This window comes from Methylobacterium sp. Leaf125 (genome assembly GCF_001423085.1).
Lineage (GTDB): Bacteria > Pseudomonadota > Alphaproteobacteria > Rhizobiales > Beijerinckiaceae > Methylobacterium.
This window is the reverse complement of record NZ_LMNU01000002.1, coordinates 116,854-131,681: the sequence shown is the minus strand read 5'-3', so window position 1 is coordinate 131,681 and position 14,828 is coordinate 116,854. Positions and strand designations below refer to the sequence as shown.

Genomic DNA, 14,828 nt, shown 5'->3' with positions numbered 1-14,828 from the left:
GGCGGCTTGACGCCCCGAGCCTTCGCCAACCAAGCTGTCACAGCCCGAGAACTTGCATAGGCCGTGGACCACAAACGGGGTCAACTCCAACATGGCTCAAAGCCATACCTCAGGGAGGACCACTTTTCAGGGGGCAGGCCAGATGACGAATAACAGGCCGCAGTTCTGGCGGACGGTTTCGGGCGTTAGGGCGCAGACGTGGGTTAAGCCCGGAGTACAACTTCGCAACGAGCAGGCTTCATAATTGTACTTACGAAAGCGATCTTGGATTAGCTCAACCGCACTGCGACCTAATTGCTGGGTTTTTGAATTCCAAGCAGCCTTTCCTGACGAGTTTGAGCGTCAGGTATTCGATCGTTTTCCTGACTGTCGAGGCTATTCAACATAAATCGACAACCGAAAAGGGAATTGCCGTCCGGTAACCGCGTCAGCTTTCCATATGTCGGGGAATAGGTGGCGGACAATCAGTTCTAAGACATTGGCAAAAGCCTTTTCCACGTTGCCCATTGTGCGCAATAGTAAAACATTTTGGTCAAGGTGGGCCAGGGACGAACAGCGGAGTTGTGTACCGCTCCGCTCGGAAGAAGACAGTACAATGCCACTCAGCTTGGCCGCATTCTCCATATTGCTCGGCAACCTGGAAAGAGACCTTTCCATCGCCTGCAAAGGATTGAGACCGTCCCCTATGGTGGGCACCAAGCATCAGGCTCTAGACAGGGTGAAACCGAACTATCGCAAAGGATTTCCGAAGCAATGAATGCGAGCGGTGGGCCGTAATCCCCTCCCACACCCCGCATACGCGGGGATGGCCGAACGGCCGCCCGTAGGCGAATTCTGCGCTCGCATTACAAGCCATATACGGAGTGCAAACGCTGCTCAAACGGGAAAACCCATTTTTGGGGCACTGAGGCGGCTTAATGTTGAAAAGGCATACGAGGAGCCGGGATGTGCAACGCCATGTTGAACAATCCGGCGAGGTCGTTCAAGGCGTCGCCGATGCCGATGGCTTTCCCCTACCGAGCGACGCATCACGGGCACGCAGGCTTCCTGACCCTTGGACCGTCGCTCGTACGAAGCGTGCCGGCGGTGTGGCGCTTTTTGGGACCGAACCGAAGCGGATGACGCTCGCCCGCCTCGTTGATCGCCATGATGGGCATGTGCTTCGGATTGACGTGCTCGTTCATCGGAGACGGCCTTTCTGACGGGAGGGAGACCGGCCGGCTCAAGCTCGGCGCGGGGTACGCAATGAAGGGGGGAGGGGGTCAGCGCCGTTTCGGCAGGCGCTTGAAGCTGCTTTGCCGTTCGAGCTGCGGGGTTGCCTTGGCTTTCGCTTGGTCACGCAGGAAGTGCGGGAAGAGTGCCAACGCCTCGCGCAGATGATCGACGTCGACCGTTCGGCTGCCTGCCGCCTCAGCGATGGCACGGGCAATGGGCAGCACCTTGCCGATGCCGTCCGCATGGTGAGTCTCGGCGAGGGCACGGCACAACCGGAGCGCCTCTGGGTCCTCGACGGCATACTGGCCGGCGAGCAAATCCGCGTCCGTATCGAGGATGCAGTCGATCTCTTCGCGGATCGGCATACGCCGGGCGATCTGCTGAATGGCGGCTTTCTGTGAATGGACGAACTTCAGCGCCTCGTCGTTGCCGAGGAACAGCATCTGGACGCGGGCCTGCTCGCTGATCGCTAACAGGTCGCGTACCGCGCGGAGGCTTAGGTTCTGCGCCTCGTCGAACAACAGGACGGGAAATTCGCTGGCCCGGCTGCACAGGAGCTTCAGCGTCGCAGCAACGCCATAGACGGTACGCACACCCACGTGAGGGGCGACCTCCTCCAGCAGCGCCATGGTCGAGTTGCCCATCACCCCGGTGACAGTCACCAGGCCAACGGGCGGCCCTTCCAACGTGTGCGAGCGGCGTAACGCCTCTTCAAGCGCACGCGTCTTGCCGACACCAGGTGCTCCGATGATGAGCCCGTTGTGTCCGAAGCGTACGCAGCGGTCGATCGTGTCGAGCACGACATTGGCTGCCGAGGTCATGACGAACGGGGTGTCCCGGCTGAGATGCGATTGACGACGCGCCTCGAACGCCTCTTCTTGAACGGCTTTGGCTGCACGCTTTGCGGCAATCTGCGCTCGCCTTTGTGCTATGCTCTCCTGATACCTGCGCTCTTCGCGCTCTTCCTCCTCGCGCTCCAATTTGCGCTGGAGGATACCGCGCTGAAGGTAGAGGGGGAGGTGGGCGTACTTCGGATCGAGCGTGGGGGTGAGGTCGTTCATTACAAGCCTCTGAAGCGTGCAGTGCGTTCCAGGGTGGCCTTGAGCTTGGCCTGCTTCTCCTCGCGGTCGCGGTCACGCCGCTCGGTCGGGCTCTCCATGATGCGCCGGCCGATCTCGGCGCGGTCCCTGCCCAGCTCGATTGTGCCCTTGCTCGCCGGCACCGGTGGCGCGGACTGACGGCGGCCGGAGGCAATCATCTCAGCCTTCACATCGATCCGGTTGAGGTCGGCCGCCTCGGCCCTGATCGCATCGCGAGCCACGCCTTTGCGGCGGGCGGCCTCTGAGGCCCCGGCCGGATCGAGGCGAGAATAAACCGGGTCGGGGAGGGCGATGCCGATAAGTTCGCCCTTCGTCGTGAACACCGGCACGGCCGGCCAGCACAGGTACTTCGGCAGACGGACGCTGACACTGTCGCCGGTATGGCGGGCCAGCTCGTCGCAGTAGAACCATTCCCCGCCGATGCGGATCTTGCCGTCCTGGACCGTGCGCCTGGCCTCCATCGAAAAGGCCGTCATCAGCGCTAGTTCGTCCACGTCGGTGCGCTGCCAGCCGGCGGCGACCGCCTGCGCGTAGGCTTGCTCGGGCGAGCGCCCAGCGAGGTCGCCGGTCTGCCGCTTCGTGTTGTAGAAGGCTAGCAGCCCGACGAAGTCGTGGGCGAAGTCGTCGAAACTGCCGTTGAACGGGGAGGGCGCTTTGCCAAGGTTGGCCCGCCGGGAGTTCATGCGGTCGCCGCCGATGTAGCCGGGCACCGCCGAGAGGATCGTCTGCTCGATGACGCGGAACGAGCCTTCGAGGATGCCCTTGGCTGCCGCGTTGTAGGCAGTCGCCCGGATCAGCGCCCTGCCCCGGCCGAAGTCCTTGCAGTCCAAGCCGGCGAGCTTCAAGGCATCCGGCAGGAACTCGGCAAAGCCGTACTCGGAGCCGTTGTCGAGGTAGAGCTTCGCCGGCATGCCCCAGTGCGGGTCCTGCGTCATGTGGATGAAGCTGTCGATCACGTCGCTGTTGCGGATCGCCGTGCCGGGCTCACAGAGCACGAGGTCTATGCGCACGCGCCGGGTGCCGGCATCGAGCCAGGCAATGCCCTTGGGCGTCGCCAGCGTGCCGTCGGGCCTCGCGACATACACGTCGAAATGATGGACATCGCCGAAGACGAGTTCCATCGGCGCGAGCCCGGCCGAGGTGAGGCGGACGCGTGGGCGCTGATCGTCCCAAGCCTTGATGTCCGTGCGGTACTGATGGACGCGCCGGGCATTGCGGCCAGCCTCGACGACGCCCTTGGGCAGTTCGCACGCCGGCATGATCTCGGCGAAGGTGGCGCCGATCCCGGCTTTGAGGGTGAGGTCTGCGAGGTATTCGCCGGCGAGGCGCTGGACGACGCTGTAGGCCGCGCCGCCGCCCCATAAGTCGCGGATGCGCTGGCGCACCTCGCGGGCGATCTCGGCGCGCAAGGCATCATCTAGGCCGGCGGTAGCAGCGTCCCAACGCTTCGTCAGGATCAGCCGGCTTTCCGGCTTCGTCTCGCGGCGCTTGCGCATCAGGCCCTTCAGGCCGTGATCCTCAGCCTTTTTGACCTTGCGCTCGATGTCACGCAGGCTTGGTGCGAACCATTTGCTTTGCGGACCACACACTTCGACGCCAGCCCGCGTAGATATTGCCGCGCGGCGCTCACGCGAGCCCTTAGGGAGGCTCAGAATGGGTCGAAGAAACTGAGCCCACCAAGTGGCAGCTTCAACAGCCTTTGATGAGGAGTTGGACGTATCATAAAGGGGCGGCTCACCCGCTCCCACCCGCAGTTGGATTTCGAGTGGAAGGCTATCCACTCGAACCTCGTATCGGGCACCACTCTTGCCACCCCGACCATGCACCTGCCGGATTACAAGCTGAGCTCCGCGCCATGAGGCCCATTCGCCTCTGGAGAGGGAGCGAAGCGCTTTTTTCATCGCCCTCGGCGTTATGCCAGCGAGCGATGCTAGCGTCGTTGTGGACAGGAAGTCCGTCACGCAGCAAGCTCTTCGATACCGAGTGCGTCTCGAAGAAGCTGCTTCACGATCTGTCTGGATCGATCGCTACGGCGCTGGCCTTTCAATGCCTTATCGACCGTTTGCCGAGCTATGCCGTTGGCCGTACACCAGGCATTGAGCGTGGTGCCCTTAGCGATGAAGGCAGCACGCACCGCCCTATCCAGCTCTTCGGAAGCTGGGATGGTAAGTGTGATTGTGTGTCTAATGTGGTGCATGTGGTCATACATACACCGAATGTGGTGCTTTGCAATGCCCGATTGGTCGCAGGTTGAAATCGTAGCGACGCTCCGAGAAGCGATGCAGAAAAGGTCGGTTAAGTTGACCGACCTTTCCCGCCTCACCGGCGTACCGTATCGGTCTCTACAGAACTACTTCTCTCGTAGAACTGAAATGCCAGCATTAGTTTACCTGAAGCTATGCGCGCAGCTTGGACTCGACCCATTCTACGTCAAGGAGGAAAGTTTCAAGATCGAGTATCTTCCTCTGAGAAGAGCGCTGCTGGATACTGTAGGACATCACCTTCCTACTCACGATTTTCTAGCTGATCGCTCAATGACCCTAGTTCCTTACTCGGGGCCAGAGCGCAGCTCGCAGGAATTATGGAAGGATGCTGGAACCGTCGCTCACTTTGTTGCGCGAGCCTACGACCATGAGCGTGAAAGGCAGCTTCAGGAGCCGTTGAACGACGAGAACGAGGACGAGGGTTCCCCAAACGGTGCCCCAATCGATGACGCCAAACGGTAGGGGTCCTCAAAAAATCTATTATCATCAACAGGTTACACATAACTGGCGGTGAGACGTCGAACGGGGAGGGGTGCCCAATCAGGGTCCCGTAACGCCCTGATGTTAAATGGGTTTCTCAATCATCCGCCAATTAGCGGTGACAAGCGCGCCGCCAATTTCGCTCGCTCGCCCCAGCTCAGACCCTGGTTCGGACCTGGGAACGCCGTTCGCATAAGATATATTATGGAACCAGAACCCACCGGACCGGGGCAGGGGCCTCAGGCTACGAAGGGTTCACCCATTCCCGACACCCCGTATTCATGCAATCTCCACACGGCCGATTCACGCCGTTGCCAGTTCTCCGGCGCGCAACGGCCGCCCGGGGTGCTAAACCGCTGGCGGACGACACAATTCCTCCCCATAATACATGATACCGGGCACCATTCGAGCGGATGCCCATCCGAATCGATCCTCTCCGAAGCGATCGATCCTCTCCGAAGCGAATGCGATGCCGATGCTTGCGCGCCCCTCCGCTGCCCTGAGCCTGGTCCTGCTGGCCGTCGGATCGGTTGCGCTCGCCACCGGCACGCCGGGGCGCGCGCAGGCCGAGCCGCAGCGCACCGTCCTGGTGCAGCCGCCCCAGGCCGCCGCACCGGAGACGGCCCGACCGCTCGTCCGGACGGCGATGCCGCGCCGGGCCCTCGCCCGCCTGCCCCGTCTGGCCGGCCTGATCGCCCAGGGCCAGGCCGTCCGCATCGTGGCCTTCGGCTCGTCCTCGACCGAGGGCTCCGGCGCCTCCTCGGCGGCCACCACCTACCCGGCCCAGCTCCAGCGCGACCTCACGGCGCGTCTCGACGCGATGGGCGCCGCGCATTCCGCCGTCACGGTGCTGAACCGCGGCAAGGGCGGCGACGATTCCGAGGCCATGGCCCGGCGGCTGGAGCGCGACGTGCTCGCCGACAAGCCGGACCTCGTGATCTGGCAGACCGGCAGCAACGACCCCATGAGCGGCGTCAGCGTGGAGCGCTTCACCGAACTCACCCGCGCCGGGATCCTCGCCATGCGGGCCACCGGCGCCGACGTGGTCCTGATGGACCAGCAATGGTGCAAGAAGCTCTCGACCACCGACGGGGCCGAGGCCTACGGCGCCGCCCTGCACGCCATCGCCACCGAGCTCAACGTGCCGGTGATCCGCCGCAATGCATTGATGCGCGCCTGGGCCGCCCAGGGGCTGCTGACCCCAACCCAGATGATCGGTCCCGACGGCCTGCACATGACCGATGCCGGCTACGACCGCCTGGCCCGCGCCGCCACGGCTCAGCTCCTGGCCAATGCGGGCCTGCCGCCGGACGCCGGCAGCCAGAACTGAGGCCGGCGCGGGGATCGGGGGAGGCGGCGGAGCGCCCTCCTCCCGAGAGATCCGGTATGCCGAGAGATCCGGGGTGCCGAGAAATCCAAAGTCCCGAGAAATCCAAAGTCCCGAGAGATCCAAAGGGCCTAGAGATCCAGCGTGACGCTTAAGCCGTCATAGGCCGGCACGACGTTCGGCGGCAGCTTAGCGCTCAGCGTGGCGTAGTCGAGATCCGTGTGCAGGTTGGTCAGGATGGCCCGGCGCGGGCGCACCGTCTCGATCAGCGCCAGGGCATCCGAGACCGAGTAGTGGGTCGGATGCGGGGTTTCCCGCAGGGCATCGATGATCAGCAGGTCGAGGCCGTGCAGCCGCGCCTGCGACGCCTCCGGCATCAGGCTGACATCGGGCGCGTAGGCCGCCGGACCGAAGCGGAAGCCGAGGGCCGCCTCGTTGCCGTGCTCCATGCCGAAGGGCAGGGCCGTGATCGCGCCGCCCGGCCCGTCCACCACCGTCGCCTCCCCGTCCGCCAGGTCGTGCATGTCGAGGATCGGCGGATACTCGCTGCCGGGGGGCGTCTCGAAGCAGTAGCCGAACCGGGCCTCCAGAAGGCTGCGCGTGCGGGCGTCGGCGAAGACCGGGATGCGCCGGCGCATGTGGATGACCAGGGGCCGGACGTCGTCGATGCCGTGGGTGTGGTCGGCATGGGCATGGGTGAACAGCACCGCGTCGAGGCGCTTCACCGCCGCGTCGAGCAGCTGCTCGCGCAGGTCCGGCGCGGTGTCGACGAGGAGGGTGGTGGCGGCGCTCTCCGCGTCGCCGTCCTGCCGCTCTACCAGGAGCGAGCAGCGCCGGCGCCGGTTCCGTGCCTCCTGCGGGTCGCAGGCGCCCCAGCCGTAGCCCACACGGGGCACGCCCCCGGACGAGCCGCAGCCGAGGATCGTCAATCGCAATGCGCCCATCGGCACCTCCGCCCCCGTTGGTATCGGAGGGGGCGGGGGCCTGTCACGCCCGATCCGAGCCCCCTGCCCGGCTCAGGCCGCGGCCTTGTGGAACAGGCGGTGGAAATTGGCCGTCGTCAGCGCGGCGAAATCCGCCGGATCCATGTCGAGGGTCTGGGCGAGGGAGCGGGCGGTGTCCGCCGTGTAGGCCGGCTCGTTGGTGCGGCCGCGATGCGGCTCGGGGGCCAGGAAGGGGGCGTCGGTCTCCACCAGGAGGCGGTCGGGTGGGATCGACCGGGCGATCGCCCGCAGGTCGTGGGAGCGCCGGAAGGTGACGATCCCGGAGAAGGACACGCAGAAGCCGAGTTCGACGCCGACCTCGGCCAGGCGCGCGCCCGACGAGAAGCAGTGCAGGACGGCCGTGAACGCGCCGCGCCCCATCTCGTCGACCAGGATCGCCTCCATCTCCGCATCGGCGTCGCGGGCGTGGATGACCAGCGGCAGGCCGGTCTCGCGGGCGGCCGCGATGTGACGGCGGAAGACGCGCGCCTGAACCGCCTCGGGGGCGGCGTTGTCGTAGTGGAAGTCGAGGCCCGCCTCGCCGATGCCGATGCAGCGGGGGTGATGCGTGTGCGCCACGATGGCCTCGGTCGGCACATCGGGCTCGTCGCCCGCCCCGTCCGGGTGGGTGCCGATGGTGTGCCAGATCTCGGGGTTGGCCTCCGACAGGGCTTCGTAGGTCCGGGCCTTGGCCACCCGGGTGGCGATCGTGACCATCCGGGTCACCCCGGCCGCCCGGGCGCGGGCGAGGACGTTGGGCAGATCCGCCGCGAAATTCGGGAAATCGAGGTGGCAGTGGCTGTCGACCAGCATGAGGCGAGGCTCGGAAAACGGTGGGGTGGGCAGGACGTCGTGGAAGTCGCCGTGGAAGAGGCCGGGGAAGTCGCCGCGGTTGACACCGCGGCTCACGCCGACGGCGCCTCCGGCTCGACGAAGCGCGGGAACAGGCCGACGGGGGCGGGGAGCGGCGTACCGGGCACGAGGCGACCGCCCTCCCCCACATCGGCCAGCCGGCGCCGGTCCGCCGGCACGGCCAGGAGGTCGAGGAGCTTGGCGCCGGAGCCCGGCATGAAGGGCTGCACCAGGATGCCGATGGCCCGCAGGGTCTCGGCCACGACGTAGAGCGAGGCCGCCATCCGGACCGGATCGGATTTCCGCAGGACCCAGGGCTTCTGCGCGTCGAAGTAGCGGTCGGCGGCGGTGATCACGGCCCAGATCTCGGCCAGCGCCGTGTGCAGGGCGAGCTTGTCCATCGCCGCCCGCACGGTGGCGGGCAGCCCGTCGGCCAGGGCCAGCAGCGCCCGGTCGTCCTCCGTGAAGGCGCCGGGCTCGGGAACCGTCCCCCCGAGGTTCTTGGCGATCATCGAGAGCGAGCGCTGGGCGAGGTTGCCGAGGCCGTTCGAGAGGTCCGCCGTGTAGCGGGTGATGATCGCCTCGTGGCTGTAGTTGCCGTCGCCGCCGAAGGGCACCTCGCGCAGCACGAAGTGGCGCACCGCGTCGACCCCGTAGGTGGCGATCAGGTCCATCGGGTCGACGACGTTGCCGAGCGACTTCGACATCTTCTCGCCCTTGGAGAGCAGGAAGCCGTGGCCGAAGACGCGCGTGGGCAGCGGAAGGCCGGCCGACATCAGGAAGGCCGGCCAGTACACCGCGTGGAAGCGGACGATGTCCTTGCCGATGACGTGCAGGTCCATCGGCCAGAATCTCGCCCGCGGGTCGGCCGCGTCGGGGAAGCCCGTGACGGTGAGGTAGTTCGTCAGGGCATCGACCCAGACATACATGACGTGGTCGGGGTGGCCCGGCACCGGCACGCCCCAGTCGAAATTGGTGCGGCTGACCGAGAAGTCCTTGAGGCCGGAGCGCACGAAGCTCGCGACCTCGTTGCGCCGGGTCTCGGGGCCGATGAAGTCTGGTTGCGCCTCGTAGAGGGCGAGGAGCCGATCCTGGTAGGCCGAGAGCCGGAAGAGGAAGTTCTCCTCCTCCATCCAGGTCACCGGCGTGCCGGTGGCCTTGGCCACGGGAACGCCGTCGGGACCGGTCTCGAGTTCGTCCTCGGCGTAGTAGGCCTCGTCGCGCACCGAGTACCAGCCGGCATATTTCGACAGGTAGAGGTCGCCGTTGGCCTCCATCCGGCGCCACAGCTCCTGGGCGGCGGCGGCGTGCGCGGGCTCGGTGGTGCGGATGAAGCGGTCGTGGCTGCAGTCCAGGGCCTCGGCCATGGCCCGGAAGCGCGCGGACATGTCGTCGACGAGTGCGCGCGGGGTGATCCCGGCCTTGGCCGCCGTCTGCTGGATCTTGATGCCGTGCTCGTCGGTGCCGGTGGAGAACAGCACGTCGTAGCCGTCGAGGCGCTTGAAGCGGGCGATCGCGTCCGTGGCGATCACCTCGTAGGCATGGCCGATATGCGGGGCGCCGTTGGGATAGGAGATCGCGGTGGAGAGACCGAAGGTCTTCGCGGTTGCCGGGTCGGTGGCGGTCACGTCGAGGGGTTCCCCGGATACAGGGTTCACAGGATCAGGTCCCGGAATCGGGTCCCGGGATCACAGGACGGCGGGAGACGACCATGCCGCCTCAGGCGGCGTCGCGGAGCGCGCCCGCCAGGTCGCCGAACAGGGACAGGACCAGCGGCCGGCGGTCGAGATTGTAGGTCGCGGCCTCCCGCGCGGCGCGGGCGATCTTGTCACATACCTCGACCAGGGCCGCAAGGCGGGCGGGCGACTCGTGCCGGCGCCGGTCGAGCTCGGCCGAGACGAAGCGGAACACCGTGTCGAGGCTCGCCGCGAAGAGCTCGTCGGAGTCCCGCCCGCTGAGCTTCTCGGCCAGCGCCAGGATGCGGCGCCAGTCGGGAGGGTCGAGCCGGGCCAGCAGGGTCTCGACCTCCGCCACGAGGTTGGCCCGGGCGGGATCGAGCAGGGCGACGGCCTCGGCGACCGAGCCCTCCGCGAGCTGCGCCGCCCGGGCGAGCGCCTCCGGGGCGGGCTGCACGAAGGGGGGCGCGAAGCCGCCGATCACCCGCGCCACGTCGGCCTCCGCCAGCGGGCGCAGGGTCAGGGCCCGGCACCGCGAGCGGATGGTCGGCAGGAGCCGGCCGGGCGCGTGGCTGACGATGAGGAACAGGCAGCGGGGCGGGGGCTCCTCCACCATCTTCAGGAGCGCGTTGGCGCTGTTCGCGTTGAGGTCCTCGGCGCTGTCGACGATGCAGATGCGGTAGCCCGCATTGCCGGCGGTGGAGCCGAACAGCGCGAGGGCGCCGCGGGCCGCATCCACCGAGATCCGGGTCGCCAGGGTCTTGGCATTGGCCGCCCGGGTCCGGCGCAGGGCCACGAGGTTGGGATGCGACAGGGCCGCGACCTGGCGCGCCGCCGGATGGTCCGGGGCGACGGCGAGACTGGCGGGCGCCCCCTGCGCCGCCGGATTGGCGATGAGCCAGCGGGCGACCCGGTAGGCCAGCGTCGCCTTGCCGATGCCGCGCGGGCCGCCGATGAGCCAGGCGTGGTGCAGGCGACCGGAGGCGATCGCCTCGACGAAGGCGGCCTCCGCCTCGGCATGGCCGACGAGATCGGCCTGCTCGCGCGGGCGCGGGACTTCCGTCAGGTCGCCGGGCTCGACATCCTCGGGGGCGCGCTCAGGCCGCATCGCCGTGCTCCGTCCCGGGGCGATCGTCGCTCCGGCCATGAGTCTGCGCCGGCAGCATTCCGGGCAGGCGCTCGGCCACGACGGCGCGGATCGCGGCCTCGACGGCATCGGCGGGCAGGGCGGCGTTGACGACGGCGCAGCGTGCCGGCTCCTCCGCCGCGATGGCGAGGAAGGCGTTACGCAGGCGGGCATGGAAGGCCAGGGCCTCGGCCTCGAAGCGGTCGACCGCGCCGTCGGACCCCGCGTCGCGGCGCGCCCGCGCGCGGGCGAGCCCGAGCTCCGGCTCGCAGTCGAGGATCAGGGTCAGGTCGGGCCGGGTCGGGCCGACGACGACGCCCTCGAGGGGCCCCAGCACCTCCGGATCCAGGCCGCCGGCCGCGCCCTGGTAGGCCCGGGTGGAATCGGCGAAGCGGTCGCAGAGCACGATCTCGCCCCGCGCCAGCGCCGGGCGGATCAGGGTGTCGAGGTGGTCGATCCGGGCGGCGGAGAACAGCAGCGCCTCGGCGAAGGGGCCGTAGGGCTTGGCCAGCCCCGCCAGCAGCGCCTCGCGGATCCGCTCGGCCCTGGGCGAGCCGCCGGGCTCGCGCGTCGTCAGCACGGGGCGGCCGGCTTCGGCACGGAGATGGGCGGCGAGGCGGCGGATCTGCGTGGACTTGCCGGCCCCCTCCCCGCCCTCGAAGGTGATGAAGGTCCCTCCCCCCGTCCCGGGCGCCGTCACGATTTCGCGCCGGCCTTCTCGAACGCCTTGCGGAACAGGCCGGTGCCGACCTCCCAGGCCGCGTCGAGCGCCCGCTGCGGGAGGGTGCCGGCCTCCACCGTGTCGGCGGCATAGAGCGGCTGGTCGAGGGCCTGGGTGTCGCCGCGGGTGATGCGCAGGCGACCGATCTCGCGGCCCTGCGCGACCGGGGCGACCAGGGGCCCCTGATAGACCACCCGGGCGGAGATCTTGTCGCCGGAGCCGCGCGGCAGCAGAACCCGCACCGCCTTCTTGGCGACCAGGGGCACGCTGCCCGCCGCGCCGCCGTAGACGGAGGCCTCCGCCACGGTCTCGCCGGCGGCGAAGATCTGGCGCGGCTCGAAGGCGCGGAAGCCCCACTCCATCAGCTTGCGCGATTCCGCCGCCCGGTCGCGGGCGGTCTTCAACCCGCTCACCACCATGATCAGGCGCTGCCCGCTCTGCACCGCCGAGCCCGTCAGGCCGTAGCCGGATTCCTCGAGGTAGCCGGTCTTGAGCCCGTCGGCGCCGATATCGAGCGTCAGCAGCGGGTTGCGGTTCTGCTGCTTGATCTTGTTCCAGGTGAACTCGCGCTCGGCGAAGATCTTGTAGAGGTCCGGGTAGGTCTCGATCAGGTGCAGGGCGAGCTTGGCGAGATCGCGGGCGGTCACCTTCTGGTCGGGGGCCGAGTAGCCGGTCGCGTTGCGGAAGGTCGAGCGCGTCAGCCCGATCTCCCGTGCCCGCGCCGTCATCATCCGCCCGAAATTCTCCTCCGAGCCGGCGATGCCCTCGCCGATGGCGATGGCCGCGTCGTTGCCCGACTGCACGATCAGGCCGCGCAGCAGGTCGGACAGCTTGATGCGGCTGTTGAGCTGCGCGAACATCGAGGAGCCGCCGCCCCCCGCCCCGCCCCGGCGCCAGGCGTCCTCGGTGATCTGGAACTCCGACTCCATCGTGAGCCGGCCCTGCCGGATCTCGTTGAACACGATCTCGGTGGTCATCAGCTTGGCCATGCTGGCCGGGGAGAAGAGCTCGTCGGCCCCCTTCTCGAACAGCACCGAGCCGGAATCGGCATCGATCAGGATCGCGTGGGGCGCCGCCGTCTGGAAGCTCTGGGCCAGGGCGGAGCCCGCCGCGAACAGGCTCAGCGCCGCGGCCAGGACCAGCCCCGACACCGCCGCGCGGCCCGCTCCGTTCCGACCCGCGAGGACCACTCTCACACTCATCGCCTGTCCCACGCCCACCCGTTCATCGCCCCCACGATCAAGCGTGACGTTACAGGTATTTGCCGCCGAGATCGAACCCAAATCACGTGCGATGACCCATCGCGCGTCGATGGGTCCCGACGGGTGCGGATGCGCCGCGTGCCGGCTCGGCGCGCGTCTCAGCGGGCCTCGGCGAACTGGGCGCGCGTCCGGGCCGGCGCCTTGGCGGCGACGGCCGTGCGCGCCGCGGCCTTGGCCGGGAGCGTGGCCTTGGTCGGGGACGTCCCCTGGGCCGGAGACATCCCCTGGGCCGGAGACGGCCCCCGGGCCAGGACGGCGGCCGGGCCGGCGGGTTTGCCGACCGGACCGGCCTTCGCGACGGCGACGGCCTTGGGCGCGGCCTTGAACTCCGAGGCGGTCCTGGTCTCCGAAGCGTGTTTGGCCTCGGAAGGGGTTTTGGCGGCCACCATCCGGGCGGTGCCGGGCTGGAGGGCCGATTTGGGTCCGGCAGCCGACAGCCTGACGGGGGCCGCCTTGGGTGCGGGGGCCGGGGTCGCGGCGGCGAAGCGGGCGCTGGCGGCGCGGGGATCGGCCTTGGCCGGCGCCCCGCCGAGGTGGGCGACCTTCGCCGGCCCCTGGTCGGCGGGCGACGCGGCGGCGACGCGGCTCGCAGCGGCGTGCGGCTCGGGCCGTGCCCCGGCGAGCCGCAGCGGCGGCGGGGTCAGGCTGAGGGGCGCGGGCCGGGCGGCGGCCAGGGTCTGGTGCGGCTCGGACGGGCTATGCCGCACGGGCCGGAACCCTTCGGCCCGCACCGCCGTCGGCTGCAGCGCGGCCGGGACCGCGACGGTGGCGGCGCTCGCCACCAGGATGGGGGCAGGCTTGGCCGGATGGGGCACCGGCGCCACCTCGGTCGCCGCGACCGGGGCGGCCTCGGCCGCGGGCTGGTCGTCGGCCTCCTTGAAGGCCAGGGCGGGGCGGCTCGCCCGGGCGAGGCGCTCGGCGGAGACCTGCGGCGCGTCCGGGCCGAGATCGGCCAGCATGACCGGCGAGGGTCCACGGATGGCGGCGGGCTGGCCGTCGGTGCGCAGGGTGGCGAGGAGCTTGCGGTCGTCGCTGCCGGCGGTGGAGGCCTTGCCGGCATACTCGACGCGGACCCGCGCGGTGCCGCTGCGGCGGAATTCCAGCGCCTCGGCCACCTCCTCGGAGACGTCCATCAGGCGATTGGCGTGATAGGGGCCGCGATCGTTCACCCGGACGATCATCGAGTGGCCGTTGGCGAGGTTGGTGACGCGGGCGTAGCTCGGCAGCGGCAGGGTCGGGTGCGCCGCGGCGATCGAGTGACGGTCGAACACCTCGCCGTTGGCGGTCATGCGTCCGTGGAAGGCCGAGCCGTACCAGGAGGCCAGGCCCTCGCGGACATAGCCCTTGGCGTCCTCGCGCGGGACGTAGGTGCGTCCGGCCACCACGTAGGGCTTGCCCGAGAAGCGGCGGCCGCCCCCCTTCGGGATCACGTCGCCCTCGTTGTAGAGGCGCGGGCTGGCCTTGACGCCGTATTTCGGATCGAGGCTGGAGCCGCTTCCGGCGGCGCCCGCGAGCTTCTGGGGCGACTGGGCGCAGTTGGCGGTGGTGAGCGCCACCGCCGAGACCGCCAGCAGCCGCCAGAGCGGCAGCGGGGCCGGCCCCGGATGTCCCGGCTTCGTCGTACGCGCCATCGCGATGATCCGCCCCAGCCCCCGCCCTGATCCACGCAACACGTTCGAGAGGGACCGCCGGCGGGCGAGAGCAGGACCGGACGAGCCCCCGGGATCGGCGCCGTAGGCCGCTCCCGAGACGAGCAAGAATGTCCGAATGCCGTAAAGGAAGGCTGAACGCCGGTGCCGTTCCGCCCGGGACCAAGCCGCAA

At 68.6% G+C, this 14,828-nt stretch carries 12 protein-coding genes; 2 read left to right on the top strand and 10 right to left on the bottom strand.

The annotated features are described in order from the left end of the window. Positions 1–1,262: 1,262 nt before the first annotated feature. From ASF58_RS06470 to ASF58_RS26485, 3 genes are all read right to left on the bottom strand, one after another. Positions 1,263–2,276, bottom strand: coding sequence for an ATP-binding protein (locus ASF58_RS06470; RefSeq protein ID WP_055949198.1), 1,014 nt, complete (start codon positions 2,274–2,276; stop codon positions 1,263–1,265). After that, a complete protein-coding gene (locus ASF58_RS06465; protein ID WP_162242031.1) occupies positions 2,276–4,096 on the bottom strand; it encodes a Mu transposase C-terminal domain-containing protein in 1,821 nt (606 codons plus the stop codon). Before ASF58_RS06465 ends, ASF58_RS06470 begins: the two co-directional genes overlap by 1 nt. Positions 4,097–4,272: 176 nt before the next feature. Next, a complete protein-coding gene (locus ASF58_RS26485) occupies positions 4,273–4,449 on the bottom strand; it encodes a hypothetical protein (protein WP_162242030.1) in 177 nt (58 codons plus the stop codon). A gap of 166 nt (positions 4,450–4,615) precedes the next feature. Here ASF58_RS26485 and ASF58_RS25630 point away from each other — a divergent pair, with 166 nt between their 5' ends. After that, positions 4,616–5,041: a hypothetical protein gene (locus ASF58_RS25630; RefSeq protein WP_210166874.1), complete on the top strand. Its 426-nt coding sequence runs from the start codon at positions 4,616–4,618 to the stop codon at positions 5,039–5,041. Between the two features lie 493 nt (positions 5,042–5,534). Next, positions 5,535–6,389 carry an SGNH/GDSL hydrolase family protein gene (locus ASF58_RS06460; RefSeq protein ID WP_082512873.1) on the top strand — a complete coding sequence of 285 codons (855 nt, stop codon included), beginning with the start codon at positions 5,535–5,537 and terminating at the stop codon, positions 6,387–6,389. Positions 6,390–6,517: 128 nt separating this feature from the next. Here the strand turns inward: ASF58_RS06460 and ASF58_RS06455 are convergent, their stop codons facing one another. The 7 genes from ASF58_RS06455 to ASF58_RS06425 all read right to left on the bottom strand — a co-directional run bounded on the left by ASF58_RS06455 (position 6,518) and on the right by ASF58_RS06425 (position 14,637). Further along, positions 6,518–7,330 (bottom strand): MBL fold metallo-hydrolase, encoded by an 813-nt coding sequence (locus ASF58_RS06455; protein WP_055949193.1) that lies wholly within the window; start codon positions 7,328–7,330, stop codon positions 6,518–6,520. Between the two features lie 72 nt (positions 7,331–7,402). Further along, positions 7,403–8,182, bottom strand: a complete 780-nt coding sequence (locus ASF58_RS06450) for a TatD family hydrolase (protein WP_055949252.1) — start codon at positions 8,180–8,182, stop codon at positions 7,403–7,405. Positions 8,183–8,274: 92 nt separating this feature from the next. Next, the gene (gene metG, locus ASF58_RS06445) at positions 8,275–9,849 is read right to left on the bottom strand and encodes a methionine--tRNA ligase (RefSeq protein WP_055949190.1); all 1,575 of its coding nucleotides are present in this window, start codon (positions 9,847–9,849) and stop codon (positions 8,275–8,277) included. Positions 9,850–9,940: 91 nt separating this feature from the next. After that, a complete protein-coding gene (locus ASF58_RS06440) occupies positions 9,941–11,005 on the bottom strand; it encodes a DNA polymerase III subunit delta' (RefSeq protein ID WP_055949249.1) in 1,065 nt (354 codons plus the stop codon). After that, a complete protein-coding gene (tmk, locus tag ASF58_RS06435; RefSeq protein WP_055949187.1) occupies positions 10,995–11,723 on the bottom strand; it encodes a dTMP kinase in 729 nt (242 codons plus the stop codon). Before tmk ends, ASF58_RS06440 begins: the two co-directional genes overlap by 11 nt. Then, positions 11,720–12,946, bottom strand: a complete 1,227-nt coding sequence (locus tag ASF58_RS06430) for a D-alanyl-D-alanine carboxypeptidase family protein (RefSeq protein WP_055949185.1) — start codon at positions 12,944–12,946, stop codon at positions 11,720–11,722. Before ASF58_RS06430 ends, tmk begins: the two co-directional genes overlap by 4 nt. A 158-nt stretch (positions 12,947–13,104) precedes the next feature. Continuing rightward, a complete protein-coding gene (locus tag ASF58_RS06425) occupies positions 13,105–14,637 on the bottom strand; it encodes a septal ring lytic transglycosylase RlpA family protein (protein ID WP_055949182.1) in 1,533 nt (510 codons plus the stop codon). Positions 14,638–14,828: the final 191 nt, after the last annotated feature.

Coding starts and splice junctions, on each gene's coding strand:
- ASF58_RS06455 (WP_055949193.1), bottom strand. CDS start 7,330: ATGGGCGCATTGCGATTGACGATCCTCGGCTGCGGCTCGTCCGGGGGC.
- ASF58_RS06425 (WP_055949182.1), bottom strand. CDS start 14,637: ATGGCGCGTACGACGAAGCCGGGACATCCGGGGCCGGCCCCGCTGCCG.
- ASF58_RS06460 (WP_082512873.1), top strand. CDS start 5,535: ATGCTTGCGCGCCCCTCCGCTGCCCTGAGCCTGGTCCTGCTGGCCGTC.
- ASF58_RS06470 (WP_055949198.1), bottom strand. CDS start 2,276: ATGAACGACCTCACCCCCACGCTCGATCCGAAGTACGCCCACCTCCCC.
- ASF58_RS06430 (WP_055949185.1), bottom strand. CDS start 12,946: ATGAGTGTGAGAGTGGTCCTCGCGGGTCGGAACGGAGCGGGCCGCGCG.
- ASF58_RS06450 (WP_055949252.1), bottom strand. CDS start 8,182: ATGCTGGTCGACAGCCACTGCCACCTCGATTTCCCGAATTTCGCGGCG.
- ASF58_RS06440 (WP_055949249.1), bottom strand. CDS start 11,005: ATGCGGCCTGAGCGCGCCCCCGAGGATGTCGAGCCCGGCGACCTGACG.